The sequence below is a fragment of the Faecalibacterium tardum genome (genome assembly GCF_040096515.1).
Taxonomy (GTDB): domain Bacteria; phylum Bacillota; class Clostridia; order Oscillospirales; family Ruminococcaceae; genus Faecalibacterium; species Faecalibacterium tardum.
Genome location: NZ_JBBMEO010000010.1, coordinates 43,851 through 69,690, shown reverse-complemented (window position 1 = coordinate 69,690; position 25,840 = coordinate 43,851). Strand labels below are relative to the sequence as shown.

Here is a 25,840-nt window from a genome sequence, read left to right as displayed (position 1 = left end):
ACTATTTTTTCACTTAAAGTAAGGAGAAACAGAGATGAACGACCATCGCATTTCCCGCCGGAGTTTTCTGGCCGCTGCCGGTATGGCCGGTGCAGTCGCTGCCCTCACCGCCTGCGGCGGTGCTGCTTCCAGCGCAGCATCGTCCGTGGCTTCCTCTGCCGCCGCTTCCTCGGAAGCAGCCCAGAGCGTGGAGTTGATCGTGTTTGCCGCCGCCTCCCTCACCGAGACACTGAATGCGATCGGTGAGAGCTACACGGCAGAGCACCCGGAGGTGACCTTCCGTTTCAACTTCGACTCTTCCGGCACCCTCAAGACCCAGATCCAGGAGGGCGCGGATTGCGATCTGTTCATCTCTGCCGGTCAGAAGCAGATGAACCAGCTGGACATCACCGCTTCTGCCGATGTGAACAAGGATGGTCTGGACTTTGTGGATGCCGACAGCCGCGTGAATCTGCTGGAAAACAAGGTGGTGCTCTGCGTGCCGGAGGGCAGCGACAAGGGCATTGACAGCTTTGATGCACTGGCCGAGCACCTGAAGGCGCAGGATATCCTGTTCTGCATGGGCAACAGCGATGTGCCCGTGGGGCAGTACACCCAGAAGATCCTTGCCTACTACCAGCTGGACGAAGCTGCACTGGCCGCTGCGGGCGTGATCACCTACGGCTCCAACGTCAAGGAGGTGACCACGCAGGTCACCGAAGGCAGCGTGGATGCCGGTGTCGTTTACTGCACTGATGCGTACAGCGCCGGTCTGACCCCCGTGGACGAGGCCACCAAGGAGATGTGCGGTCAGGTCATCTATCCCGCCGCTGTGCTGAAAGCTGCCCCCAACGCCGAGGCTGCCAAGGAGTTTTTGGCTTACTTACAGACCGACAAGGCCATGACCGTGTTCGAGGGCGTGGGCTTCAGCGCCGTATAAAGGAGCAGGCATGGACTGGTATCCGTTGTGGAACAGCCTGCGCATTGCTTTGATCAGCTGCGCGGCGGTGTTCTTTCTTGGCATTTTTGCCGCCTATTATATCGCCCGTCTGCCCCGGGTGGTCAAGGGTGTGCTGGATGTGCTGCTCACCCTGCCTATGGTGCTGCCGCCCACGGTGGTGGGCTACTTTCTGCTGCTGCTCTTCGGCGCAAAGCGGCCGCTGGGCATCTTTTTCATGCAGCATTTCGGGGTAAAGCTGGTAATGAACTGGTATAGCGCCATCTTTGCCTCCATCGTGGTGGCTTTTCCACTGATGTACCGCACCGCGCGCGGCGCGTTTGAAAGCTTTGACGAAACGTTGGCGTGGTCAGCGCAGACGCTGGGACAGTCCGATACATGGATCTTCTGGCGGGTGCGGATGCCCGCCTGCCGTCAGGGCATTCTGGCGGGCACAGTGCTGGCTTTTGCCCGGGCACTGGGCGAATACGGCGCTACCAGCATGATCGCGGGCTACACCCCCGGCAAGACCGCCACCATTGCCACCACAGTCTACCAGCTCTGGCGCACCAACGATGAGCTTGGTGCCATGCGGTGGGTGCTGGTGGATATCGCCATCTCGGCGGTGGTGCTGCTGGCGGTGAACCTGCTGGAGAAAAAACAGAAAGCGGGTGCCCGGAAATGAGCCTTGAAATCAACATTGAAAAAAAGCTGGACGGCTTCACCCTCCGTGCTGCCTTTACCGCCGGCAACACCTCCACCGCTTTGCTGGGCGCTTCCGGCTGCGGCAAAAGCATGACATTGCGATGCATTGCAGGCATTGTAAAGCCGGATTGCGGACGCATCGTGCTGGACGGGCGGGTGCTGTTTGACAGTGACCGGCACATCGACCTGCCGCCGCAGCAGCGGGGCGTGGGACTGCTGTTCCAGAACTACGCCCTGTTCCCCAATATGACTGTGGAGCAGAATATCCTTTGTGGACTGAAGGCGGAAAAAGACCCAGCCGCCCGCCGTGCCGCCTGCGCCGAAATGCTGCGCGCCATGCGGCTGGAGCCGTTTGCCAAGCGCTACCCCGCCCAGCTTTCCGGCGGGCAGCAGCAGCGCGCCGCGCTGGCACGCATTCTGGTGGGCAAGCCCCGCATCCTGATGCTGGACGAGCCCTTCAGTGCGCTGGACAGCTACCTGCGGGAGGAGGTCGAGGGCGAGGTGGGCAGCCTGCTGGCAAGCTTTGCGGGCACCGCCCTGCTGGTGACCCACAACCGGGACGAGGCCTACCGCCTGTGCAAAGAGATGATCGTGCTGAACGAGGGGCAGGTGCTGCGCACCGGCAGCACAAAAGAGGTGTTTGCCGACCCGCAGAGCGTTGCTGCCGCGCGGCTGACCGGCTGCAAGAACATTCTGCCCTGCACCCCGCTGGACAGTCACACCGTCCGTCTGGACGGCTGGGACACCACCCTGCGGCTGGCGCTGCCCGTCCCGGCGGGCTGCACCGCTGTGGGCATCCGCGCCCACGACTTTACGCCCTGCACCGCCGATGCACCCAACGCCATCCCGGTAAAAGCCGTTTCCACCAGTGAGAACCCCTTTGACTGGAACCTCATCTGCACTCCGCCGGAGGGCACGGCGCAGCTGTGGTGGAAGGTAAGCAAAAAAAGCCTTTGCTCGGCAGCGCCCGCCGCGCCGCAGTACCTGTGTGCCGCACCGGAGAGCATCATGCCGCTGCAAGGCTGAAAAACGATTTGAAATGGCTTCCGCTGTGCTCTAGCCATATTCTGCTATGAGCCGGAAACGCTTGCGGGTGTTTCCGGCTCACTTTTACAACGAAGGAGAAAAGCATGAGGACATTGGATCACGCCGCCTGCGCCAGAGCGATTTTTGAAAGCATTGGCGGTGGGGAAAATCTGGTTTCCGCCGCGCACTGCGCCACCCGGCTGCGTCTGGTAGTAGTAGATGCGCACAAGGTCGATCAAAAACGGCTGGAAAGCCTCTCAGGCGTGATGGGAGTGTTCTGCGCCGGGGGACAGCTTCAGATCATCCTTGGCACCGGCACGGTGAACCGGGTGTACGAGGAATTTATAAAGCTGTCTGGTCTGCCCGGTGTCCCGGCGGCGCAGAAATGTACGGCCCCGGTACTGCCGCTGCCGCAGCGGCTGGTAAAAACGCTGGGGGATGTGTTTGTGCCCATCCTGCCCGCCATTGTGGCTGCCGGTCTGCTGACCGGCATTCTGGACGCACTGGGCAGGGCGCTGCCCGCCGTTGCCGCCGCCGACTGGTTCAGCTTTTTAAAGATGGTGTCCGGCACAGCTTTTGTGTCTCTACCGGTGCTGGTGGCGCTCTCCTCCGCCCGGGTGTTTGGGGGCAATCTTTTCCTCGGCGGGGTGGTAGGGCTGTGCATGGTGCACCCCACGCTGCTCAACGCGTGGTCTGTGGGCACAGCGGAGAACGTCCCGGTCTGGCATCTGCTCTGTTTCAACGTAAAACAAGTGGGGTATCAGGGACACGTTATCCCGGTGATCATGGCAGTCTGGCTCATGTCCCGGCTGGAGCGGTGGTTCCGCAGCCGCGTCCCTGCGGCGCTGGATCTTTTTGTTACGCCGCTGTGCACGGTGCTTATTACCACCTTTGTCACCTTTACCATCCTCGGCCCCTGCTTTTCCTTTGCGGAAAACTACATGATCGGCCTTGCAAGGCAGCTCAGCACGGTGGGGCATGGCATCGGTGCGCTGGTCATGGGGGCGCTGTACCCCGTTACGGTGGTCTGCGGCCTGCACCACATGTATAACGTTATCGAGGCGGGGCTGCTCTCTGCGGGCGGGCTGAATATCTGGATGCCCATTGCCTCTGCCGCCAACTTTGCCCAGTGCGGTGCCTGTCTTGCGGTCGCCTTTAAGACCCGCGCCCCCCAAAACAAGGCCGTTGCCATCCCTTCGGCGCTGTCCGCAGCCCTTGGCATTACCGAGCCCGCCATCTTCGGCGTGAACCTGCGCTATGTCCGGCCGTTCGTCTGCGCTATGGTGGGCGGCGCGGTGGGGGCGTGGTTCGGTACGGTAACGGGCATCGGCGCAACGGCCTACGGCGTTACCGGTCTGCCGGGTTTTCTGATCGTGGGCGGCTACATTCTGCCCTATGCCGAGCTGCTGGCGCTTTCCGGCGGGGTGGCCTTTGCCGCCACATGGCTGTTCTGGCAGGATGCGCCCGCGCAGGACAAAACGCCCGGCTGAGCAGTTTCGGCAGAGTGTTCAAGAGCGGGGAAACGGCATTTGCTGCGATGCGGGGGTACCCCTTCCGTCTTGCCGCTTCGCGTCAAGCCACCTTCCCCAAGGGGACGGCTCCAAGGGGACGGCTTTTAGCGGTGGCGGGAAAGTTTCCGGCATAGTGCAAAGGCGTCCCCTTGGGGGAGCTGGCGAACGTAGTGAGCCTGAGGGGGTATTGAGGCTAACGGGCGCTGCCCCTCATCTAGCGGAGCGCATTCCAAATCGTGTTTACACAGGGGAATTTCCCTACACGCAAAGCAGCCGCTGCACGGCAAGGTGTAGCGGCTGCTTTGTTTATGGTGTTGTGTATAGGAAGGTTGAAAAATGCTGTCGGAGTAAAGGGGGAATTTATGCCATATCGCGGCAGGTCACAATGTCAGCCCCGGTGCCGCAGACGTCGGTCAGCACCACATCACCCACATGGATGGGAGCGTGCAGCACCACGCTGTCCAGCGCAGCGACAACCTCAGCCATCTGTCCCTTGGGCACGGGCTTGGAGGTCTTGACCGGGCAGCGGGAGTGCAGGCAGCCCTCGGCGCGCACGGTGCTGGTGATGATGCGGGTGGGGTGGGTCAGCTCTTCCTTGCCGTAGGCGATGCCGTTGGGGCAGCCGTTGCCGGTCACCTTGTAGTCGTTGGCTTCATCTACCTGCAGATGGCAGCCCTGAGGGCAGCAGGTGCAAATTACTTCTTTCATATCGCTCATGCCTCCTCGATCTCAATGGTCACTTCGTCCACGGGGGCTCTGTCCAGCAGCACTCTGGGCAGGGCAATGTGCTCCATCTCGCCGGGGGCAAGGCGGTCGCGCTTAAAGCGTGCGATCACCGTGTCACCGCTCTTGACAAGGATGGTGCTCTTGCCGCAGATGCGGCGGACGCGGAAGGAAACGTTGGTGCTCTTTTCCACGCCCTCCAGACGGATGCGCTGCGGCAGGGTGTAGCCAAGGTCTGCGCCGGGCTTCACGGTCAGCACGCGTCCCTCGGCCACGGGGCCGTTCTGGACGTAGTTGGCAGCGGCCGCACCGGCCAGCTCGCTCTCGCCGGAAACAAAGTCCACCAGATCGTGCACCTGCACCACGTTGCCGCAGGCAAACACGCCGGGAATGCTGGTCTCCATGTTTTCGTACACGATGGCGCCCTTGGTGCGGGGGTCCATCTCGATACCGGCCTGCTTGGTCAGCTCGTTTTCGGGGATCAGACCCACGCTCAGCAGGATGGTGTCCACATCGAACTCCATCTCGGTGCCGGGGATGGGCTTGCGGTCGGGGCCGATCTCGGCCACGATGGCCTTTTCTACGCGGTTCTTGCCCTGAATATCCACGATGGTGTGGGAGAGGTACAGGGGGATGTCAAAGTCGTTCAGGCACTGCACGATGTTGCGGGTCAGGCCGCCGGAGTAGGGCATCACCTCTACGCAGGCCAGCACCTTTGCACCCTCAAGGGTCATGCGGCGTGCCATGATCAGGCCGATATCGCCGCTGCCGAGGATCAGCACCCGCTTGCCGACCAGATAGCCTTCCATGTTCACATAGCGCTGTGCTGCACCGGCGGTGTACACACCGGCAGGGCGGGTGCCCGGGGTACCAATGGCACCACGGGTGCGCTCGCGGCAGCCCATGCCCAGCACGATGCTCTTGGCTTCGATGATCTGGTAGCCGTACTCCTTGGAGACGCAGTGCACTTTTTTGTCCGGGGTCACTTCCAGCACCATGGTGTCCAGCTGCACCTTTACGCCGGTGTTCTTGAGCATCGCAATAAAGCGCCCAGCATACTCCGGGCCGGTGAGCTGCTCGCCGAAGCGGTGCAGACCAAAGCCGTTGTGGATGCACTGGTTCAGAATGCCGCCCAGCTCTTTATCGCGCTCCAGAATGAGGATGTCGCGCAGACCGCTTTCCCATGCCTTGCAGGCAGCAGCAAGGCCCGCAGGGCCGCCGCCGATAATGACCAGATCAACCATTGCTCTTTCCTCCTACCTTCGTTTCGCTGACCAGAACGTTCGAGCCGTTCTTGTCCTGCAGGATGTCCAAGGGGTCTATGCCCAGCTCGCGGCTGATAAGCTCCAGCACACGCGGGCCGCAGAAGCCGCCCTGGCAGCGGCCCATGCCTGCACCGGCGCGGCGTTTGACGCCGTCGATGGTGTTGGCGGGCACTTCGCTGTGGAGAGCTGCCAAAATCTCGCCCTCGGTAATGGTCTCGCAGCGGCAGATCACGCGGCCGTAGGCGGGCTGCTCCTTGACCAGTGCTGCTTTTTCCTCTGTGGAAAGCTCCTTGAAGCGGATGTGGCGGCGGCCATCCTTGTAGTCGGCCTTTTCAGCGCCCAGAACACCGCGCTCTTTCAGGATGGCAACAGCTTCCTCAGCCACTGCCGGGGCGGCGGACAGGCCGGGGCTCTTCATGCCGGCCAAGTCGATCCAGCCGGGTGCTTCCGGCTCTTCACCAATGACAAAGTCGTCCACGTCCAGATTGGCGCGCACGCCTGCAAAGCTGCGGATGGACTCGCCGAAGTTGATACTGGGCACACTGCGCTGGGCAGTGGTCTTGACAAATTCCAGACCGCTGCTGGTGCAGGAGGTGTCGTTGCCCTCCACTGGCTCTGCGTTGGGGCCGACGATCAGGTTGCCGTGCACAGTGGGTGCTACCAGCACGCCCTTGCCCAGCTCGTTGGGGCACTGGAAGATGACGTGGCTCACGCGGGTGCCCTCGCTCTTGTCCAGCAGATAGTACTCGCCGCGGGTGGGAATGATGTGGAAGTTGGCGGGCTCCACCATGGAGTGTACCTTGTCTGCCCAGATACCGGCAGCGTTGACGACGCAGCGGGTCTCCACCGTGCCGCCGGGCACGGTCAGGCGGTAGCCACCCTCAATGGACTCGGCGTCGGTCACCTTGCAGCTGCGGCGCAGCTCCACGCCGTTGCGTACCGCCACCTCGGTCATGGCCAGTGCGTACTCCCACGGGTTCACGATGGCGGCGCTGGGTGCCCACAGTGCGCCGCAGACCTTTTCAGAAAGGTTGGGCTCCATGGCAAGGGCCTCTTCCTTGGAAAGGATTTTCATGTCGGGCACGCCGTTTGCGGTGCCGTTCTCAAACAGATGCTGCAGGCGGGGCAGCTCCTTTTCGTCCAGTGCCAGCACCAGAGAGCCGCACTGCTTATAGGAGACATCCAGCTTTGCGCAGATCTCCTTGGCCAGTGCTACGCCGCGCACGTTCAGCCGTGCCATGCGGGTGCCGGGGGCGGGGTCGTAGCCTGCGTGGAGAATGGCGCTGTTGGCCTTGGTGGTGCAGTCTGCCACATCGTTCTCGGCCTCAAGGATGACCACCTTGTTGTCGTAGCGCGACAGTGCGTAGGCTGCGGCGGCACCGATGACACCACAGCCGATGATTGCTATATCATACATTGTTCTTTTCCTCCTGTCCGTTCTGCCTTGGCCCGTCGGGAGCCGGGCATCTGTTGTTGTACAAAAAAAGAGCGAACCGAAACAAAGGCAACTGCCCTTGTCCGTTTCGCTCATATCTCTTGAAACAAACAGCACTTGTTGATTCTTATGATACCTTGTCCCTGCGAAAAAAGCAAGGTGTTTTGCGCTTTTTGTGAAACCCTTACAAAAAGTGCCTGCCGCTTTTGCGCAGAATGCAGAATGCGCAGCCTTACATATCCCACACGGCCTGATTGGTGGTGGAAATGGCGGTAGCACCGGCTTCCAGTGCAGCCAGTACATCCTCCTTGTCTGCGATCAACCCGCCGGTCAGCACCGGCACCTTGGCCTTGGCGCAGACGCGGCGCAGGATCTTAGGCATAGCGCCGGGCAGCAGGTCCAGACAGTCCGGCAGGTTTGCGGGAATCTTATCCAGACTTTCCAGCGCGATGGAATCCAGCAGAAATACCCGCAGGATGGCGGCAAGCCCCAGCTCCTTGGCGCGGCGGATGAAGGACTGCCGGGTGGAGATGATGCCGTCCGCCTCGGTGGTATTGCGGATAAAGTCCACCGCCACCTCTTTGCCCGCCAGCCCGGCAATAAGGTCTACATGCACCACGGCAAAGCGTCCGGCTTCGTGGATGCGGCGCACAATGGAGGAGATATTACAGATATCTCCATATAATACAAATACCACCCGGATATTCTCGTTGGTCAGCGCATTGCGAAGCCCTGCATCGTCCTTGACTGCCGCAATGACCGGCGTTTCCAGAATGGCATCCATCAGCTCCTGCTTCATGCTTTTCCTCCTGCCCGGCGTTCTGTGGGGCAACTTTACTGGTGCTCTGCCAGCCAGCGCAGCGCCATATAGGTGTAGGCTGCCGTGCCGCGGTATAGGATGCTGTCGTCAAAGCGCACTTTGGGGTGGTGCTGGCCGTAGGTGTAGCCCTCCTTGGCGTTGCCAGCAACTAAGAACATGCTCACGGTGGGTACCTCGTGGCTGACAAAGGCGAAGTCCTCGCTGCCGCCGCCGGGCTTGCCGCCGGTGAGCGGCGTCATATCCATAGCGCCCTTGCCCAGCAGTTCGGTCATATAGGTCAGGGCGTTGCCCGCCAGCGGGGTATCTACCACCATGCAGGGACAGTAATCGCTGAACTCCACCTCGGCGGTGCAGCGGTAGGCGGTAGCCACGCCCTGCGCGATTTCGGTCATGCGCTGATGGATGAGGGCACTGACCTTCTGCTCCGGGTCCACGGTGCGGATGGTGCCCCACATATCAGCAGTATCCGGGATGACGTTGGAAGCCTTGCCTGCCTCGAACCGGCCGGTGGTGAACACACCGAAGCCTGCGGGGTCCAGCTCGCGGCTGTTGATCTCCTGCAGGGCAATGTGGATGTGCGCCGCTGCGGTGATGGGATCGATGCAGGCGTTAGGCATGGAGCCGTGGCCGCCCTTGCCGTGCACAACGATGTGGTACTGCTCGCAGCTGGCCATGGTAATGCCGCCGCCCGGCACCAGCACCATACCGGCGGGCAGGGGCATTCCGGCCAGCACATGGAACATGACCGCTGCGTCCACCTTGGGGTTCTCCAGCAGGCCGCTGTTGATCATATCCAGCGAGCCCTGAAAAATCTCCTCTGCGGGCTGGAACTCCAGCTTTACCGTGCCTTCGATCTCGTCCTCGTGCTCCTTGAGCAGCTTGGCCGCGCCCAGCACCATGGCGGTGTGCATATCGTGGCCGCAGCCGTGCATCTTGCCGGGCAGCTCAGAGGAAAATTCCTCGCCGGATTCTTCCTGCAGGGGCAGAGCGTCCATGTCGCCCCGCAGCAGGATCACCTTGCCGGGGCGCTTGCCGCCTGCAAGCGCCACCACGCCGCACTTGCCGCAGTCCTGCGGGGTGTAGCCCATCTCAGTCAGCGCCTTTTTGACCAGTGCCTTGGTCTGGGGCAGGTCGAAGCCCACCTCCGGGTGACGGTGCAGTGTGCGCCGCCATTCCTGCAGCTGGGGCTCCAGCGCCTTGGCAGCTTCCAACAGTTTTTCCGGTGCGATCATTGTAAAATCAACTCCCTCTGAATTTATGCGGAAAGCCCTCTCGGCCGCAGCAGAACCATGACGGGGAGGGCTTTGCCTTACGGTTATTCTTCCCCGCCGTTATTGCCATTGGGGTGATACTGGGCGCAGGTGCACTTTTTGAACTTCAGGCCGCTGCCGCAGGGGCAGGGGTCGTTGCGGCCAATTTTGACCACACGCACCGGCTGCCCCTTGGGGCTGCCCTTGACGCCGGGTGCACCGTTGCCGGGCACAAAACCCTCGCCGGTGGGCTTTGCCACCTGCTCCCGCTTGGGAGCGGAACCGGCGGCGCGCAGTTCGATGGTCAGCAGCATCTTGACGCTGGACTCCCGGATGGAATCCACCATCTGGTCAAACATATCAAAGCCCTCGATGCGGTATTCCACCACCGGGTCCTTCTGACCGTAGCCGCGCAGCGCGATGCCCTGCCGCAGCTGGTCCATGTTGTCGATGTGGTCCATCCACTGGCGGTCTACGCACTTGAGCAGGCAGATGCGCTCCAGCTCGCGCATGACAGGTGCACCGTAGCGCACCTCCTTGGCCTGCAAAATCTGCATGCCGCGGTCGTAGAGCATATCGGCAATGCCCTGCTGGGAAAGGTTATCAAAGTCTGCCACAGTGTAGTGGAAGTCGGCATCGGTGGTCAGCCAGCCCTGATAGTGACGGCGCAGCGCACCAAAATCCCACTCGTCCTTTACATCACCGGAAAGGAACTGGGCGCAGCTGGAATCGATGTTCTCCCGCAGCATCTTGTGCATCTCGGTGCTGATGTCCTCGCCGTCCAGCACCTTGCGGCGCTGCCCGTAGATGATCTCGCGCTGCTGGTTCATCACGTCGTCGTACTTCAGCACGTTTTTACGGATCTCGAAGTTGCGGCCTTCCAGCTTTTTCTGGGCGCTTTCCAGCGTGTTGGTGATCATGCGGTTCTCGATGGGGGTATCCTCGTCAATCTTCAGGGTGTTCATCAGGCCGGACACCCGGTCGCCGCCGAACAGGCGCATCAAATCGTCCTCAAGGCTCAGGTAGAAGCGGGAAGCGCCCGGGTCGCCCTGACGGCCGGCACGGCCGCGCAGCTGGTTGTCGATACGGCGGCTCTCGTGGCGCTCGGTGCCAATGATGAACAGGCCGCCTGCGGCGCGCACCTCGTCGGCCTCGGCGTCAATGGCGGGTTTGTACTGAGCGTACAGCTGCTCAAAGCGCTGACGTGCGGCCAGAATGTTGGCATCGGTGGTCTCGCCGTGGCCGTTGGCTTCGGTCAGCAGCAGCTCCACAGCTGCCGGGTCGGCGTCCTGCGGGGTGTCGGGGTTGAGCAGGTTCTCGCAGAAGTGCTCCTTGCGCATCTGAGCCTTTGCCATGAACTCGGCGTTGCCGCCCAGCATGATATCGGTACCACGGCCTGCCATGTTGGTGGCGATGGTGATGGCACCCTTTTTACCGGCCTGCGCTACAATCTCGGCTTCGCGCTCGTGGTTCTTGGCGTTCAGCACGTTGAAATCCCGGGTGTGGCGCTGTAACATTTTGGCGAGCGTTTCGCTCTTTTCCACGCTGACGGTACCCACCAGCACGGGCTGACCGTTCTTGTGGCACTCCATTACCTGCTCGATGACGGCGCGGTACTTGCCCTCCACGGTCTTGTAGATGGCGTCCGGGTAGTCCTTGCGTTGCACCGGGCGGTTGGTGGGCACGCTGACGATGTTCAGGCCGTAGATCTCGGTAAACTCGGTGGCCTCGGTGCGGGCGGTACCGGTCATACCGGACAGCTTTTTGTACATACGGAAGTAGTTCTGGAAGGTGATGGTAGCCAGCGTCTTGCTTTCGGCGGCGATTTTCACGCCCTCCTTGGCCTCGATGGCCTGATGCAGACCCTCGTTGTACCGACGGCCAATCATCAGACGTCCGGTGAACTCGTCCACGATGATGACCTGACCATCCTTGACCACATAGTCGATGTCCCGCTGCATCACGCCGTAGGCCTTGATGGCCTGATCGATGTGGTGGGCAAGGGTCATGTTTTCGGCGGCGGCAAGGTTTTCTACCTTAAAATAGGCCTCGGCCTTTTTGATACCGGCGGCGGTCAGGGTACAGGTCTTGTGTTTTTCGTCCACAACGTAGTCGCCATCGGCCTGCTCATCGGTGGAGACCTTATCTTCCAGCTCCACCACCACGCTCTTGTGCAGGGTGCGCACAAAGCGGTCCACCTGCGTGTACAGGCTGGAGGAGTCCTCGCCGCGGCCGGAGATGATCAGGGGGGTGCGGGCTTCATCGATCAGGATGGAGTCCACCTCGTCCACGATGGCGTAGGCGTGGCCGCGCTGCACCATGTTTGCCTTGTAGGTCACCATGTTGTCGCGCAGGTAGTCAAAGCCGAACTCGTTGTTGGTGCCGTAGGTGATATCGGCATTGTAGGCGGCCCGGCGAGCATCGCCGTCCATGCCCTGTACGATCAGGCCGACAGTCAGCCCCAGCCAGCGGTAGAGCTTGCCCATCCACTCGCTGTCGCGCTTGGCCAGATAGTCGTTAACGGTAACAATGTGCACCCCCTCGCCGGTCAGGGCGTTCAGGTAGGCGGGCAGGGTAGCCACAAGGGTCTTGCCTTCACCGGTCTGCATCTCGGCAATATCGCCGCGGTGCAGGGCAATGCCGCCGGTCACCTGCACAGGGAAGTGCTTCATGCCCAGCACACGCCATGCAGCTTCGCGGCAGACGGCAAAGGCATCCGGCAGGATGTCGTCCAGCGTTTTGCCCTCAGCCAGCTGCTGCTTGAACACGGCAGTCTGCGCCTGCAAGTCGGCATCGGACATGGCCTGATACTTGGGCTCCAGCGCCAGCACCTGTTTGGTGATGGGGTTCACCTTTTTCAGCTCCCGGTCAGAGAAGCTGCCAAAAAGTTTTTCAACAAGGGACATAGGTCACACCTCATAAATCTTAAAAATCGGGCTGTGATGCGCCCGGAATCGCGCATAACAATACAAATATATGATACACCAAAGCAGCAGACACGTCAAATCTGCAAGGCTATTTTAGCCCGTTTTTACATGAACTTTCTGTAAAAAGATGCTGCAAGCCGTTCACAGACCCCTGATCTCCCGGCTGCACACTTTATTTTCGCCCTATCGCTTTTGAGGGAATCGTGGTAGAATAGGGCTATCATTGATAGGGAGGGCTGTACTTATGCTCAAACGGCTGCGCACCGCGCACCCCATTCTTTATTGTATCCTGTCCGAGGTGCTGTTCCTTGGCAGCATGGTCGTGTTCAGCCTGCTGGCTACCATCGGGCTGGCAGCGGCAGGGGCGGACTTTGACACCATGGACGGCTACCTGTTTGGCTCTGTGCAGGAGGCTGTCGGGCTGGCGGTGGCGCTTTTGTTGCTGGCCCGTACCGGCAGGCTGGACCTGCTACGGCGGCGCGGCTGCGGCTTTCTGAACGGAATGCTGGTGGGCATGTACCCGCTGTTCTTTATCGGGTACACAGCCTTTGGAACGTTGGCTTTTGGCCGTCCGGACACGCCGTTGCAGCCGCTGCCCCGCATTCTGACCTTTATACTGAACATGATCCTTGTGGGCGTGGCCGAGGAGCTGGTGTTCCGGGGGATCATTGCCCAGACTTTGCTGGAGCGCTACGGCACCGCCCGCGCGGGGGTGTGGAAAGCCTGTCTTGTGTCCGGTGTGCTCTTTGGTGCGGCGCACCTGAGCAACCTGCTCGGCTCGGAACCCTTTGGTGTGCTGATGCAGTGCGTATTTGCGGCTTCGCTGGGCGTGATGCTGGCTGCCATCTACTTCCGCACCGGCAATTTGTGGGTGACGGTGTTCCTGCACAGCGCCATGGACATTGCCGCCATGCTCATCGGCGGGCTGTACGGCACCACCAGCGTGGCCGAGAGCGTAAGCGGCTACGATGCCTCGCGGCTGCTATCGGTGGCGGTGTACCTGATCCCCACCCTGTTTCTGCTGCGCAAAAAGAAGCTGCCGGAAGTGCAGCTGTACTGGGGCGGCATTGTAAAAAATTAAGGCATGCGGACAAAAATCTTCTTGCAATCTGCCGGGCAATCTGGTATACTGTATCTGTTACCGTGGTACGGGGCTGGGAGTATGCCCGCTTTTGGGAGAACCGTTTCCCGCCGCTGTGCCATAGGCAGATAAATTACTTGAAAGAGGTACTGTATTATGAATAAGCAGGAAGTTATGGCCAAAGTCGCTCTGACCGAGAAGGACACTGGCTCCCCCGAGGTTCAGGTCGCTCTGCTGACCGCTCACATCAACGAGCTGAACGAGCACCTGAAGAAGAACCCTAACGATCACCACAGCCGCCGCGGTCTGCTGAAGATGGTTGGCCGTCGCCGCAATCTGCTGGCTTATCTCCAGAAGAAGGACATCGAGCGTTACCGTGCTCTGATCGCAACTTTGGGTCTGCGTAAGTAATTTTAACGGAGGGCAGGTACCGCAAAGGTACCTGCCCTTTGCTTTATGGATAGCTCCATGTATCCCATGTGCACAAAATAGCGGTGGCAGCGTATTGCAGCAGTAAATCGAACGCCTGTGCCTGCGGGCAGGGACGCTGGATTTATTGCTATAATGCGCGCGCCACAGCTTTTTGGATAGAACGATCCGAAAAACAAGGAGGCAGAAACAATGGCAATCGAATTTGGTTCCCGCAAAGAGACCTTTGACAACTTCAAGGTCTACGAAACCATGTTGGCCGGCCGTCCGTTCAAGGTTGAAATGGGCAAGATGTGCGGCCTGTCCAATGCCAGCGCACTGATCCGCTACGGCGAGACCTGCGTGATGTGCAACGTGGTCATGAGCCCCAAGCCCCGCGAGGGCGTGGATTTCTTTCCGCTGAACGTGGAGTACGAGGAAAAGCTCTACGCCGCAGGCCGCATTCCCGGCAGCTTTATGCGCCGTGAGGGCCGCCCCGGCGAGCGCGCCATCCTGACCAGCCGCGTGGTGGACCGCCCCATGCGCCCGCTGTTCCCCAAGGAGATGCGCAACGACGTGTGCATCACCATGACCGTCATGAGCCTTGACCCGGATTGCAGCCCCGAGATCGCCGGTATGATCGGCGCTTCTCTGGTGACCGCCGTGTCCGATATCCCGTGGAACGGCCCCATTGGCGGCGTGCAGGTGGGCTTGGTGGACGGCGAGATCGTGCTGAACCCCACCCAGGAGCAGCGCAAGGTGAGCGACCTTGCCCTGACCGTTGCCGCCACCATGGACAAGATCGTGATGATCGAGGCCGGCGCCAACGAGGTGGACGAGGACACCATGCTGACCGCCATCAAGACCGCACACGTTGAGATCAAGAAGATCATCGAGTTCATCAACAAGATCGTGGCCGAGCGCGGCAAGCCGAAGATCGACTTCCAGGTGGTGGGTCTGGACATGGACGTGTTCCACGCCATCCAGAATAAGTACTTGGACGATTTCAAGGCCGCTATGGACACCGACGACAAGAACGTGCGTGACGCAGCCCTGCTGCCCATCATGGACAAGATCGCCGAGGAATACCCCGACCTGTCCGCCGCCGACCTGGATCTGGTAAGCTACAAGATGCAGAAGTTCGTGGTGCGCCGCTGGCTGCTGGATGAGGGCAAGCGCGTGGACGGCCGCGGCATCAACGAGATCCGCCCGCTGGCCGCTGAGGTGGGCATTCTGCCCCGCGTGCACGGCTCCGGTATGTTCACCCGCGGTCAGACGCAGGTGCTTACCACCTGCACGCTGGGCGGCACCAAGGACAACCAGTTGATGGATGACCTGACCGATGAGCAGACCAAGCGCTATATCCACCACTACAACTTCCCGCCGTACTCTGTGGGCGAGGCACGCGCACCGCGCAGCCCCGGCCGCCGCGAGATCGGCCACGGCGCATTGGCTGAGCGTGCTCTGGTGCCGGTGCTGCCCTCTCTGGAGGAGTTCCCTTACACCATCCGCTGCGTGTCCGAGGTGCTCTCTTCCAACGGCTCCACCTCTCAGGCTTCCATCTGCGGCTCTACGCTGGCACTGATGGACGCAGGCGTGCCCATCAAGGCTCCGGTTGCCGGTATCTCCTGCGGCCTGATCACCGAGGGCGAGCGCTGGATGACCATGCTGGACATTCAGGGCGTGGAGGACTTCCACGGCGATATGGACTTTAAGGTTGGCGGCACCCGCAAGGGCATTACCGCCATCCAGATGGATATCAAGATCGACGGCCTGACCTACGACATCATTGCCGAGGCCTTCGAGAAGTGCCGCAAGGGCCGGCTGTATATTCTGGACGAGATCATCAAGCCTGTGATCGCCGAGCCGCGTGCAGAGCTGAGCCGCTGGGCACCCAAGATGTTCAGCATGATGATCCCCACCGACAAGATCAAGGACGTGATCGGTAAGGGCGGCAAGGTCATTCAGGACATCTGCGCTACCTGCAACTGCAAGATTGACGTGCAGGAGGACGGCCATGTGTTCGTCTCCGCCGTGGATCAGGAGGACGCAAAGCGCGCCATCTTTACCATCAAGACCATTGTGGAGGACCCCGAGATCGGTGCCATCTACAAGGGCAAGGTGACCCGCCTGATGAACTTTGGTGCCTTTGTGGAGATCGCCCCGGGCAAGGAAGGCCTTGTGCATATCTCCAAGCTGGACACCAAGCGCGTGGAGCGGGTAGAGGACGTGGTTGCCGTGGGCGATGCCATCGTGGTCAAGGTGACCGACATCGACCAGCAGGGCCGCATCAACCTGAGCCGCCGCGACGCCATTCTGGCACTGGAAGCCAAAAAGGCCGCCCAGCAGCAGTAAAAATCTAATACAGATTGCATAAAATAAGAGCCGCTGTACGTTTTGTACAGCGGCTCTTTTGCGTGTGTAACTCCCTCAGTCAAACCCTGCGGGTTTGACAGCTCCCTCGGGGAGGGAGCCTCTAGCGCTGCCGGATACTTTGCGGTTTAGTCGGAAACTTTTCCGCTATGCCAATGCCTCTCCCTTTGGGAGAGGCGTCATCGCACAGTGATGACGGAGAGAGCGAGCCCGCTTTGTGCTGTGGTACAGCCTTGCGGCAGCACCCAAAAAGCTCCCCCTTCGGGGGAGCTGGTATCGAGCAAAGCGAGATGCCTGAGAGGGTTCGTGCCAAAACCCCACCCGTGAAAAGGCAATTCTGGAAAATCCGCAGATTTTCCAGAATTGCAAATTTAAAAATATATTTTCCGCTGATTATGCGCAGAGCAACGCGGAGCGCATTCAAAATCGTACTGTACCCGGCAGGGGAAAGGGCATAAAAAATGCTCCCCCTTGCGGGGGAGCAAATTCGGCACACAACGCCAAACTATGCCGAAAAGAAAGGAGACAGGGTCAGTTTTCCTTTTTGCCCTGACGGTTCAGCACCCAGCCAGCGGCAAACAGCAGCACACCGCTGCAAGCCAGCACCGGCACGGGCCAGTTCAACTGACCGGTCTGGGGCAGAACAGGCTTATCGGGGTTGGAAGGGGAGACCGGGTTATCCGGGTTCTCGGGGCTTACGGGATTGTCCGGGTTGCCGGGACTTACCGGGTTGTCAGGGCTGTCCGGGCTTACCGGCGTGTCGGGCGTATCCGGCTGCTCCGGGAAATCGGGGGTGTCCGGTGTGTCGGGCGTATCCGGCGGTGTAACTGGCACATCCGGGGTGTCGGGGATGTCCGGCGTTTCCGGGATGGTGGCACCTACCTTGGGGGTGGCGTCCACATCGTAGATCCAGTTGTCGCCATCGGGCATGGGGATGGACACAAGGAAGGGCTTAATGGCCTCGTAGCCGTGGGATGCCTCGGTCTGCACGACCAAGTACAGCCCCTGCGGCAGCTTGGTAATGTCGGCGTAACCCTCTTCGTTCACGTCCTGCTGGGCGGCAATGGCGGGCACAACGGGCAGATACTTTACCAGCTGGTCAGCCAGCGTGCTGTCGGAAAGGTCGCCCAGCACCACACCGCAGCCCGCAAAATCGCCGGTATAGTCAAAGTACAGGTTGCCGTTGGTGCGCTTGACGGTGGCCACCTGATACAGGGTCAGCTCGCCGCCACGCAGGGGCACATCGTTGTGGGTGTCGTACAGACGGACGTGGAGCGAGCCCAGACGCCCCAGCACAATGTTGGCACTGGTGGCAAAGGCCGGCAGGGTGCAGCATACCACAAGGCACACAGCCAGCAGCACAGCCGCCAGACGATGACGCAGATCAATGCTTTTCATGTTCTTCACCTCTCGTTTTCTTGGGTTTGCGTGTAGAAAGCAGCATACCGATCAGCAAGATCAGCAGCATGGGCAGCGCCATAATGGGCGCAACAATAATGGGTTCAATTTTAAGCGCTTCGGCGGTAACGCGGAGGTGCTTGTACTGATCCGGGGTCTCCACGCGGCGGCCGCGCACCAGCAGGCGGTGGGTGTTGATGCCGTAGGGGGTGCAGGTCATCAGGGTAACGTAGTCCTTGCCTTCGGCGATCTTCAGCTCGTCGGTCTCGGTGGGCAGCACGATGGAAATTTTGTCCACCTCGTAGGTGAGCACCCGATCCAGCACGGTGATGGTAAAGGTATCGCCCACTTCCAGCTGGTCAAGGTTGGTAAACAGCTTTGCGCTGGGCAGGCCGCGGTGCGCCGAGATGACCGCGTGGGTGGACGCGCCGCCCACCGGCAGGCTGGTGCCCTCTAAGTGGCCTGCGGCGATCTGCAGCACGCTGTCGCCGGTGCCGTGGTAGATGGGCAGCTCCACGCCGATTTTGGAAATGGTGATGTAACCCATAATGCCGGTGCCGGTAATATCCAGCGTTTCGTTGTAGCCGGTAAGCTGATCCGGGCGGTAAAGGGCGTTTTCATTGGCGGCCACCTGTGCGTTAAAGGCATCGGCGGCGTCAAAGTAGGCGCTGTAATCCGCATCGGTCATGTTGTCCACGTCCTGCGCGTAGCTTGCCACCGCGCGGGACTGGTTGCGCTGGTTGACGTAATCGCTGATGGTGGGGTATAACATCACGGATAGACCCACGAAAAAGACGAGGATCAATATAATGGTGCTTTTGTTCTTTTTCATGGGCTACTCCCTAACGTTATAGTTTCAGGACCAGAGCAGGGGGCTTTACAGCCCCGCTCTGTGCAGGGGAAAAGGAGAGCTTAGCGGTTCTCCATGCGCTTTTTGGTAATGAGCAGGATGGCTGCTGCAACCATCAGGCCGCCGCCGATCACATAGAAGATGGTGGTGCCGATGCCGCCGGTGCCGGGCAGGGTAGTGCCGATATTATTGATGACATTTGTAGTCAGAGTTCCGTCGGTTTTGCTAGAAGTAAAGGTGATTTCGCCAACCTTCTTGTCGCCGCTCAAAGAGGTCAGGATATCTTCACGACGCTCGGTTTCCCAAGTGATAGTATGATCAGCGTTGACAGTAAAGGTGATGGGGCTGATGGTGTTGTAGTGGGCGGGGGTTGCAGTCTCGGTCAGCGTGTACTCGCCGTCATCCAGACCGGACAGCGTAAACTGAGTTTCGCTAGAGTCGATGGTCATAGTCTTGATAACTTCCGTGCCACCATTAATCTTTTTGGTCAGAGTGAACTGTGCACCTACCAGAGGATTATTGTCCTGATCGACCTTATTCACGACCACCTTGTAGGTAAAGACGATGACGTTATCCCAAGGAGTTGTACCCGTGCCGTTACCGCGCGGGTTGTTGGAGTACTCCAGCTTTGCCGTGTTGACGTTGCCCTGTGCGCCCAGAACAGCGTTCCCGTTCAGCGTGGACTCGTAGGTAACGGTAATGATAGATTTAGCAGTAACACTGTGGATATTTTTCAGATCATCAAACACGATCTCAAAGGTGCAGCCATCGGCCGGGTTGGTAACGACAGTATAATTGCTAGCATCAATCTTAGTACCGGTCTCTTCATCGCCAACAAAAACTTTCACAGAGCTGGAGTCAAAGGTCAGACCCTTTTCTTCCACATCGTGGAAAGCGTAGTAATACGTCTTATAGGAATCATAGTCCTTGGAAACAGTGCCCTGCAGGCGGAAGGGGATTTTATCGCCGATATCATAGTCGGCAGAATCCTGCCAGCGGGAAACTTCGCCGGTAGTATCGTTGGTGTCCTTCAGCTTTTTGGTAAATTCGGGAACCTCATTGCTCTTCGGCTCGATGGTAACATTGCCAACAACGGAAACGATGTAAGGGGTATAAGTCTCAGAGGAAGGCACAGAGCCGTCCTTGTCCTTAATCAGGTAATAGCCGCCAACAACTTCAACAGAACCACCGTTTGTAATGGTCTCTACAGGATTGGTCAGAGTGACATATTTATCGATAACGTCAAGCTTATCACTGTCGCTTGTGTAGGAAGCAACCTTGGAAAGTGCGTCCAGAACAGTCTGCTCAACAGCTTCGCCAGCCGTACCAGTGCCGTTTTTGCCCCACTTGATGTTGGCGAGCATGGACGGTTGGAGTGCATCATAATCACCGGTAAAGATCTGGTAGATCTCGTAGGTGTGACCGTTTTTAGGTGCGGTGATCGTGTACAGGGTAACAGCAGCAGTGCTGGTAGAGCTGCTGCCATCTGCAAACGCCGGGATCGCCATGGCGCAAACCATAGCAACTGCCAGCAGCGCAGCCATGAGTTTCTTCATTGCTTTTTTCATGGAAAAAGCCCCTTTCTTTTTTTGCCCCTTGCCGCCCCCTGTGTTTTTGTACAGGGGGGAGGGGGCGTTTTTGTTCGGTCTATCGCGTAAACTTTGCGCTGGGCGGGCGGGGGCTCAGCCTCGGGCGTCCAGCTGGGGGAAGTGCAGTTTAGTCATCTGCCCTCCCTTCGCGTCTGCGCTTGCGGTGGATAAAGTTATATGCCAGCGCAGACAGCATCATTGTGCCGCCCACGGCTGTGTACGGGAGTGTACCGGTGCCGCCGGTAGAGGGGAGCTCGTAGCCGGCGTTTTCCGTCTCGGTGTTGGTAAAGGTGAGGGTGTTGCCCACCGTTACGCCAAGCGGCTGGTCGTAGACTACGGTAAAGCGGGATTCGTTGACGTTCTTTTCTACAATATAGAAGGTGTAGCCATCCAGATAAGCGGGGTCAATGGGCACAGTGGCTGTCCAGTCTTCACTCTTCCGCAATGTAACGGTAGATTGCGGCTCGTAAAGTTTTGCGGTACTCTTGTCCTCATTGGTCCTATAGCAGTACAAGTCTACCGTTACTTCATCCAGCTTTGCCTGCTCTGCTGTCAGGGTGTTGTTGTCCTTATCGCGCCAGTGCTTGATAATGGTCAGGCTGTCGGCGGTGTTGGGCACAAACAGTTCGCTGGCTTTGTTATGGGCGCAGTAGAGAAGGTTTGCAGCGTTTTGCGTGGGAATATCTTCACCACTGTGGCCGTTTACGGCGGCGTTATAGGCCTCGGCTTCGTCAGAGCCTTGCGCCTGATAGATAAAGTAGTACGGAGCGGATGCCTTGCTGTAGCCTGCGGGTGCTTTTGTCTCCGTAAGCCGATACAAGGTGTTTTCCTGCAGGCCGTCCGCTTGTGCAAAGTAGAAGGTCAGCGTGCCGTTGGCATCTACCCCAGCTTCATTTTGGACGGGATCCCAACCACCGGTGCTGGAATTGAAACGATCCAGAGCGAAGGTTGCACCCGTCAGGGCGTTTGAATAGTTGCGCTTATCCACCTTGTAAACAGTCAGCTTAGCCTGATGCACTATGGAGGTCGCACCAACCTTTTCAAGCTCGAAGTCTTTGACTGAAGCACTTCCGCCATAAACTTTTGCTTCGTTGTTCAGGTAGATATCGGCGGTAGCGTTGGTAACATATTCATATTCCAGCACAAGCGGTGTTGAATCCGGCAGGGTAAAGGTGGTGGTGTAGGTGGGGTAACCGTTGCTATCTGTACCCAACACCGGCTGGGTGTAGCTGTACTCGTATTTGGATATTTCTTGTTTGGTATCTGCATTATACAGCTTTACGCTGAAAATATCCAACGATGCCTGAACGCTTGCGTGCTGCACGGTAAGAATATCGGTCAGGGTGACCGTGTTGCTGTTGGGAACAAGGTCTTTGGCGGCGGAGTTGATGGTCAGGGTGTACTTTACGCGGCTGTCTTTTTTATTTGTGATCTGCACGGCTTCCTTTTTAAGCACATCGACCTTTTGGGTGACCTTTACATCGACCTTGTCCTGTTTCTTTGCCTCCTCCCACTTGATTCCGTTGGAATAGAGGAATTCATCAAACTTGACGTTGCTCCAACGGGAATCTGTCAACTCGGCCTGATAGCACAGCACCAGCTCGGTATAGCCATCAGCCTTGAGTTTAGCAAAGTCGAGTTGATCCAGTCCATCAATGTGGAACGTAATGGTCTGTCCATCCTCTGAACCCTCGGCGGGGGTGCTGATCTCAAGCTTGCTCTGATCTGCGAAGTAGTTCTGAATATTCATGTTACCAGTACTCTTCAAGGGCAGATCATTAGACCGGACACCCTTACCGTAGCCATTGGTGAACACGATGGCAGCCGAGGGGGTGTTGTTGCGGAAAGTGAGACCCTTGGGAAGCGTATCGGTCAGGGTGATCTTATCGGGCAGGGTATCGCTTACAGAAGAGAAATCCAGAAGGATCTGATACTGGAGTACCTGCCACTGGAAGTCAGAATAATTGCGAGTAAGTGTACCGCCGGAGGATTGTTCCGGAGCGCCGCAATACCAGAAAATACTGTTGACAGAGTCAGTTTTATTTACCAGCTTGACGCCCTTGGACATCTTAAAGCCGGTACTGGGCTTAAGGTAATCGTAACTGGCAGTGTCTCCATTGTTGACTAATTGGTTGGAGATAGTAATACGGTCGCCTTCCGACAGACCGCTTATATCCACCTGCGTGCTGTAGTTCAGCGTCAGCTGGCTGAGGGCAAGGGTGCAATTTGTGGTGTCAAGCTCGATCTTGAAGGACCGCACCTGCGTGGTAGAATCAGCAGAAGAGACCGGATAGCCGTTGCACCAGTCATACGGATAGTACGTTACTTTAAACGTGATACCCTTGGCTGTAAGGTCAGCATAATTCAGCGTGCCTTCCTGATCATCGTTGATGTAGGTGAGGTCAAGGTTTTGCTCGATCTGCTTTTGCAGCTCGCTGGCGATGCCATAGTGGATATTCGTGCCATGGGGCGAGCAGCCGCTGATATTATCCTTGATCTCATACTTTCCCTTGCCGGGGATCGTAGCGGTGATCGTCCAAGGTGCTGCCAGAAGGTTCGGATGGTCGGCGTCCTTCGGGGCAAGCGTGCCGGATGCAGTTTTTTGCGGGCTGAAGCTTTGACCGCCCTGACCGCCGCCAGAGGGATTGAACGTCTTTTCGTCGGTAAACTTGTTGCCGCCGATCTCCTTGCTGTACTCGGCCTTGTTTTTCACCGAGGTGACGCCTGCCGGGAGAGTGGTCTGATACTTGAACTGATACAGCTTTGCATTACTGCCCGCAGGGAAGGTGTAGGTAAAGGTGGATGTGCCAGCCGCATTATTGACGGTATCAATCTTACGATTAGACCAAGTGTAACCATCGTGCTCCAGTTGCACATACAGTTTGACATCGCCTTTAATCGTTGCACCGTTATCAAGGGTATCTGTTACAATGTAGCCGTTCAGGTCAGAGCCGGTAGGGTTCTTTACAGTGACGATCCAGTCGATGCAGTTGTTTGCGGAATCGTATGCGCCCTGTTCTTTTGTAATAAGACTGTCCAGCTTAACGGTACGATCGTCTTGTTTGTTGCCGTTATCGGTAGTTGCGGTGTTTTGGAGCTCTGAGTAACTGGTACGGGTGGTAAGAACATCGTAGGTCAACTCGTAGCGTTCACCGGCCTTGAGTGCGTCAAGACCTTCGATCTGGAAGGTCTTTTCGTAGCCGCTGTATTTGCTATCGGCGTTTTTTGTAAAATCCGGTGTGCAGGAAACGGTTTCGAAAGTGCCGTCCGCTTTATACTTTTTCAGCTCAAAGGAATCCTTGTCATACTCAGCCTGAATGTCACCATTTACGCGCTTCAGACCGTCCCAGATCTGAACCTTTTCATCCCAGCCATGCTCCGAGCTTACCGTGACCGTATAGCGGATCTTGGTCTTGCCATCGGAAGTTTCTTGGATCGTGCCGTTATTATCCGAAGGCTGGCTCTTCTCGATCTTGATATCCTGATACTTTTCCAGCGTGATCTCCGTGCGGCTGCCGGGGAAGTGGAACGTTTTATTCTCGGTAGCAGACTCCTTGCTGTACGTCCAATCGTAACTGAACTGGCCGCTAAAGGTTTCCGCCGGGTTGAAATAAGGAGAGTCAATATCAAAGACAAGCGTAGTGGTGCCGTTCTTGTGAAAATACTGTGTGCCTACTTTGTTGCCAGCACGATCATAAATCTCTGTGTCTGTTTCTGCCTTCGGGCACAGTTCGGCAGGCAGGTTATAGGTCAGAACGTTTTTTCCATTTACTTTTTCCAGCACACCGCCGGCAATCTGATAGTCGAAGGTAAAATAGACGGATTGATCAGCCTTGACCGTAAAATTATCAGTCTGTTCGGTGTTGTCAATCTTAAAGGTATATTTGGTAATGCCGCCCTTTTTCATACCTGTGGAGGTTGTCTCGCCCTCAGGCGTTTCCACAAAGTAATCAAGGTAGGTCGGTTCTTCCGTCGTCATCAGCGTGGGCGCACGGTTCGGGCGGCTAGGCAGCTGGCCGCCGTATGTGTCGGCGTACTGAGCGGCGGCAACATCCACCACGGCCAGAACATCAGCATCGAAAAGCGTTACCTCAGCCACCTTGCCGTCCACATCGCCGGAAATAACGGTCAGCGTGTCAGCGTCGCTGTCCACACTGCTCACGATGCCCACGGTCTCCACGGGCTGAGCGTCAGTTACGGTAGTGGTCTGCGGCTCGGCAGCGGGGGAAACCACGCTGGGCGCAGCGGTGTCGGGGAGATCAGGGGTATCGAGGGTGGTCGTGTCCTCGGCGGCAGGGACGCTATCCAACGCAGCAGCGCCGGATTCCTCAAGTTCTGCGCTGTTCTCGCCCTCGGCGTCCGTGCTGAACAGGTCGTCCAGACCGTCCGCTGCACCGTCGGCGCTGCTGTCCACAGCCACGGTGCGGGTGACGTACTTATTATAAATAACGATGTCGCCCACATCGGCGGCGCTGCCGTCCTCGCCGTCCAGCAGCCAGTCCATGTCGCTCATGGAGCTGCGCAGGGCAAGCACACTGGCCTCCTGCGGGATAGCGCTCTGGGGGATACCGGCGTACTTCAGGCAGTAAGAGAGGAACATCACGTCCCACTCGCCGTAGGGGTTGCCGTAGGACTGACCGTAGCGGGAGTAGTAGCGCAGGGTCACGCCGTCCGCGGGGTCGATCTCAAAGTTTTTCTCGCTCTGCTCGTAGCCCAGCTGGGTCTGCGCCACGCTGACCAGATCCTCGGCCCAGTTGCCGGTCATCACGGCCTCGGCGTTGGCGGCCTGCCACTCCTCGGGGGTCTCAAGGTCGGCGGAGGTGTCGCTCAGGCAGGCAACGGTGTGGTGGTGCTCCGGCAGGGGGCAGGTGAGCACTTCCTCGTAGCAGGCATCGGTATGGTGGTGGTAGATGGGCTCCACGGTGTCCACCATCGGTGCCAGCGCCACGGGCTCGGCCACAGCCATCGCTGCCAGTGCGGCGCTCTGGGTGGGCTCCACCACCTGCTCCACAAGCTCGCCCTCCTCTAAGCCGCAGGTCAGCTCGTACTCGGTGGTATAGCAGCTTTCGTCGTGGGTATGCTCAAATTTGTCGCAGATCAGGCTGCCGTCCTCAGGGTCGAAGCAGTCGTCATCGTGGACGTGCTCTTCCTCCATGCAGGTCAGGGTCTGCACCTCGGTGTAGCAGTCCTCGGTGTGCTCGTGGGGCACAAACTCGATCTGCGGCTCCAGCGACAGCGGCGCGGGCTCTTCTTCAATGGTGGGCTGACTGGTCGCAGCAGCGGCGGCCACCTCGTCCGCATTTTCAAGCTCGCCTTCCTCGTAACCGCAGGTGAGCACCTTGGTGTAGCAATCCGCCGTGTGGGTGTGCTCCTCCTCGCCGCACTGGTACTGCGCGGTCATCGAGATGCCCACGCCATGCAGCTGCCAGTTCACGAACAGGGTGGTGATCATGGCAAGTGCCAGCACAAACGCGGTGTAGCGCCGCAGGGTGTGCCGGTTCTCGCGGAACCGCTCCATGTACGTTTTAAGAATGTCGTTCATAACGAAATACCTCCTCCCGGG

At 58.6% G+C, this 25,840-nt stretch carries 17 protein-coding genes; 7 read left to right on the top strand and 10 right to left on the bottom strand.

Annotated features, from left to right (window positions below; translation table 11 throughout):
* Nucleotides 1–34 precede the first annotated feature (34 nt).
* From modA to WMO44_RS08195, 4 genes are all read left to right on the top strand, one after another.
* A complete protein-coding gene (gene modA / locus WMO44_RS08210; protein ID WP_349152297.1) occupies nucleotides 35–919 on the top strand; it encodes a molybdate ABC transporter substrate-binding protein in 885 nt (294 codons plus the stop codon).
* A 10-nt stretch (nucleotides 920–929) separates the two neighbouring features.
* Nucleotides 930–1,601, top strand: coding sequence for a molybdate ABC transporter permease subunit (modB, locus tag WMO44_RS08205; RefSeq protein ID WP_113992860.1), 672 nt, complete (start codon nucleotides 930–932; stop codon nucleotides 1,599–1,601).
* Nucleotides 1,598–2,647 carry a sulfate/molybdate ABC transporter ATP-binding protein gene (locus WMO44_RS08200; protein WP_349152296.1) on the top strand — a complete coding sequence of 350 codons (1,050 nt, stop codon included), beginning with the start codon at nucleotides 1,598–1,600 and terminating at the stop codon, nucleotides 2,645–2,647. Before modB ends, WMO44_RS08200 begins: the two co-directional genes overlap by 4 nt.
* Nucleotides 2,648–2,751: 104 nt before the next feature.
* The gene (locus WMO44_RS08195) at nucleotides 2,752–4,137 is read left to right on the top strand and encodes a PTS transporter subunit EIIC (protein WP_349152295.1); all 1,386 of its coding nucleotides are present in this window, start codon (nucleotides 2,752–2,754) and stop codon (nucleotides 4,135–4,137) included.
* A gap of 381 nt (nucleotides 4,138–4,518) precedes the next feature.
* On the opposite strand, the gene WMO44_RS08190 is transcribed toward WMO44_RS08195, so the two are convergent.
* From WMO44_RS08190 to secA, 6 genes are all read right to left on the bottom strand, one after another.
* Nucleotides 4,519–4,866, bottom strand: coding sequence for a DUF1667 domain-containing protein (locus WMO44_RS08190; RefSeq protein ID WP_015536825.1), 348 nt, complete (start codon nucleotides 4,864–4,866; stop codon nucleotides 4,519–4,521).
* 5 nt (nucleotides 4,867–4,871) lie between these two features.
* Entirely contained in the window at nucleotides 4,872–6,125 is a 1,254-nt protein-coding gene (locus WMO44_RS08185) for an NAD(P)/FAD-dependent oxidoreductase (protein ID WP_349152294.1), read from the bottom strand.
* On the bottom strand, nucleotides 6,118–7,563 hold the full coding sequence (locus WMO44_RS08180) for an NAD(P)/FAD-dependent oxidoreductase (RefSeq protein ID WP_349152293.1): 1,446 nt from the start codon (nucleotides 7,561–7,563) through the stop codon (nucleotides 6,118–6,120). The genes WMO44_RS08185 and WMO44_RS08180 overlap by 8 nt, the downstream gene beginning before the upstream one ends.
* Nucleotides 7,564–7,813: 250 nt before the next feature.
* Nucleotides 7,814–8,380, bottom strand: a complete 567-nt coding sequence (locus tag WMO44_RS08175; protein WP_112121865.1) for a glycerol-3-phosphate responsive antiterminator — start codon at nucleotides 8,378–8,380, stop codon at nucleotides 7,814–7,816.
* A 35-nt stretch (nucleotides 8,381–8,415) separates the two neighbouring features.
* Nucleotides 8,416–9,633: a M20 metallopeptidase family protein gene (locus WMO44_RS08170; RefSeq protein WP_349152292.1), complete on the bottom strand. Its 1,218-nt coding sequence runs from the start codon at nucleotides 9,631–9,633 to the stop codon at nucleotides 8,416–8,418.
* 83 nt (nucleotides 9,634–9,716) lie between these two features.
* Nucleotides 9,717–12,557, bottom strand: coding sequence for a preprotein translocase subunit SecA (gene secA / locus WMO44_RS08165; protein ID WP_349152291.1), 2,841 nt, complete (start codon nucleotides 12,555–12,557; stop codon nucleotides 9,717–9,719).
* A 265-nt stretch (nucleotides 12,558–12,822) separates the two neighbouring features.
* On the opposite strand from secA, the gene WMO44_RS08160 reads away from it, so the two are divergent.
* The 3 genes from WMO44_RS08160 (at nucleotide 12,823) to WMO44_RS08150 (ending at nucleotide 16,422) form a co-directional block, all read left to right on the top strand.
* Nucleotides 12,823–13,659, top strand: coding sequence for a CPBP family intramembrane glutamic endopeptidase (locus tag WMO44_RS08160; RefSeq protein WP_349152290.1), 837 nt, complete (start codon nucleotides 12,823–12,825; stop codon nucleotides 13,657–13,659).
* Between the two features lie 156 nt (nucleotides 13,660–13,815).
* A complete protein-coding gene (gene rpsO / locus WMO44_RS08155) occupies nucleotides 13,816–14,070 on the top strand; it encodes a 30S ribosomal protein S15 (protein WP_005925047.1) in 255 nt (84 codons plus the stop codon).
* A 210-nt stretch (nucleotides 14,071–14,280) separates the two neighbouring features.
* Entirely contained in the window at nucleotides 14,281–16,422 is a 2,142-nt protein-coding gene (locus tag WMO44_RS08150; protein ID WP_055186080.1) for a polyribonucleotide nucleotidyltransferase, read from the top strand.
* Between the two features lie 549 nt (nucleotides 16,423–16,971).
* Here WMO44_RS08150 and WMO44_RS08145 read toward each other — a convergent pair.
* The 4 genes from WMO44_RS08145 to WMO44_RS08130 all read right to left on the bottom strand — a co-directional run bounded on the left by WMO44_RS08145 (nucleotide 16,972) and on the right by WMO44_RS08130 (nucleotide 25,819).
* Nucleotides 16,972–17,838, bottom strand: coding sequence for a peptidase (locus tag WMO44_RS08145; RefSeq protein ID WP_349152289.1), 867 nt, complete (start codon nucleotides 17,836–17,838; stop codon nucleotides 16,972–16,974).
* Nucleotides 17,825–18,670, bottom strand: a complete 846-nt coding sequence (locus WMO44_RS08140) for a class C sortase (RefSeq protein WP_055186078.1) — start codon at nucleotides 18,668–18,670, stop codon at nucleotides 17,825–17,827. Before WMO44_RS08140 ends, WMO44_RS08145 begins: the two co-directional genes overlap by 14 nt.
* An 80-nt stretch (nucleotides 18,671–18,750) precedes the next feature.
* A complete protein-coding gene (locus tag WMO44_RS08135) occupies nucleotides 18,751–20,256 on the bottom strand; it encodes an isopeptide-forming domain-containing fimbrial protein (protein WP_349152288.1) in 1,506 nt (501 codons plus the stop codon).
* A gap of 148 nt (nucleotides 20,257–20,404) precedes the next feature.
* Nucleotides 20,405–25,819, bottom strand: coding sequence for a SpaA isopeptide-forming pilin-related protein (locus WMO44_RS08130; protein WP_349152287.1), 5,415 nt, complete (start codon nucleotides 25,817–25,819; stop codon nucleotides 20,405–20,407).
* Between the last annotated feature and the right edge of the window lie 21 nt (nucleotides 25,820–25,840).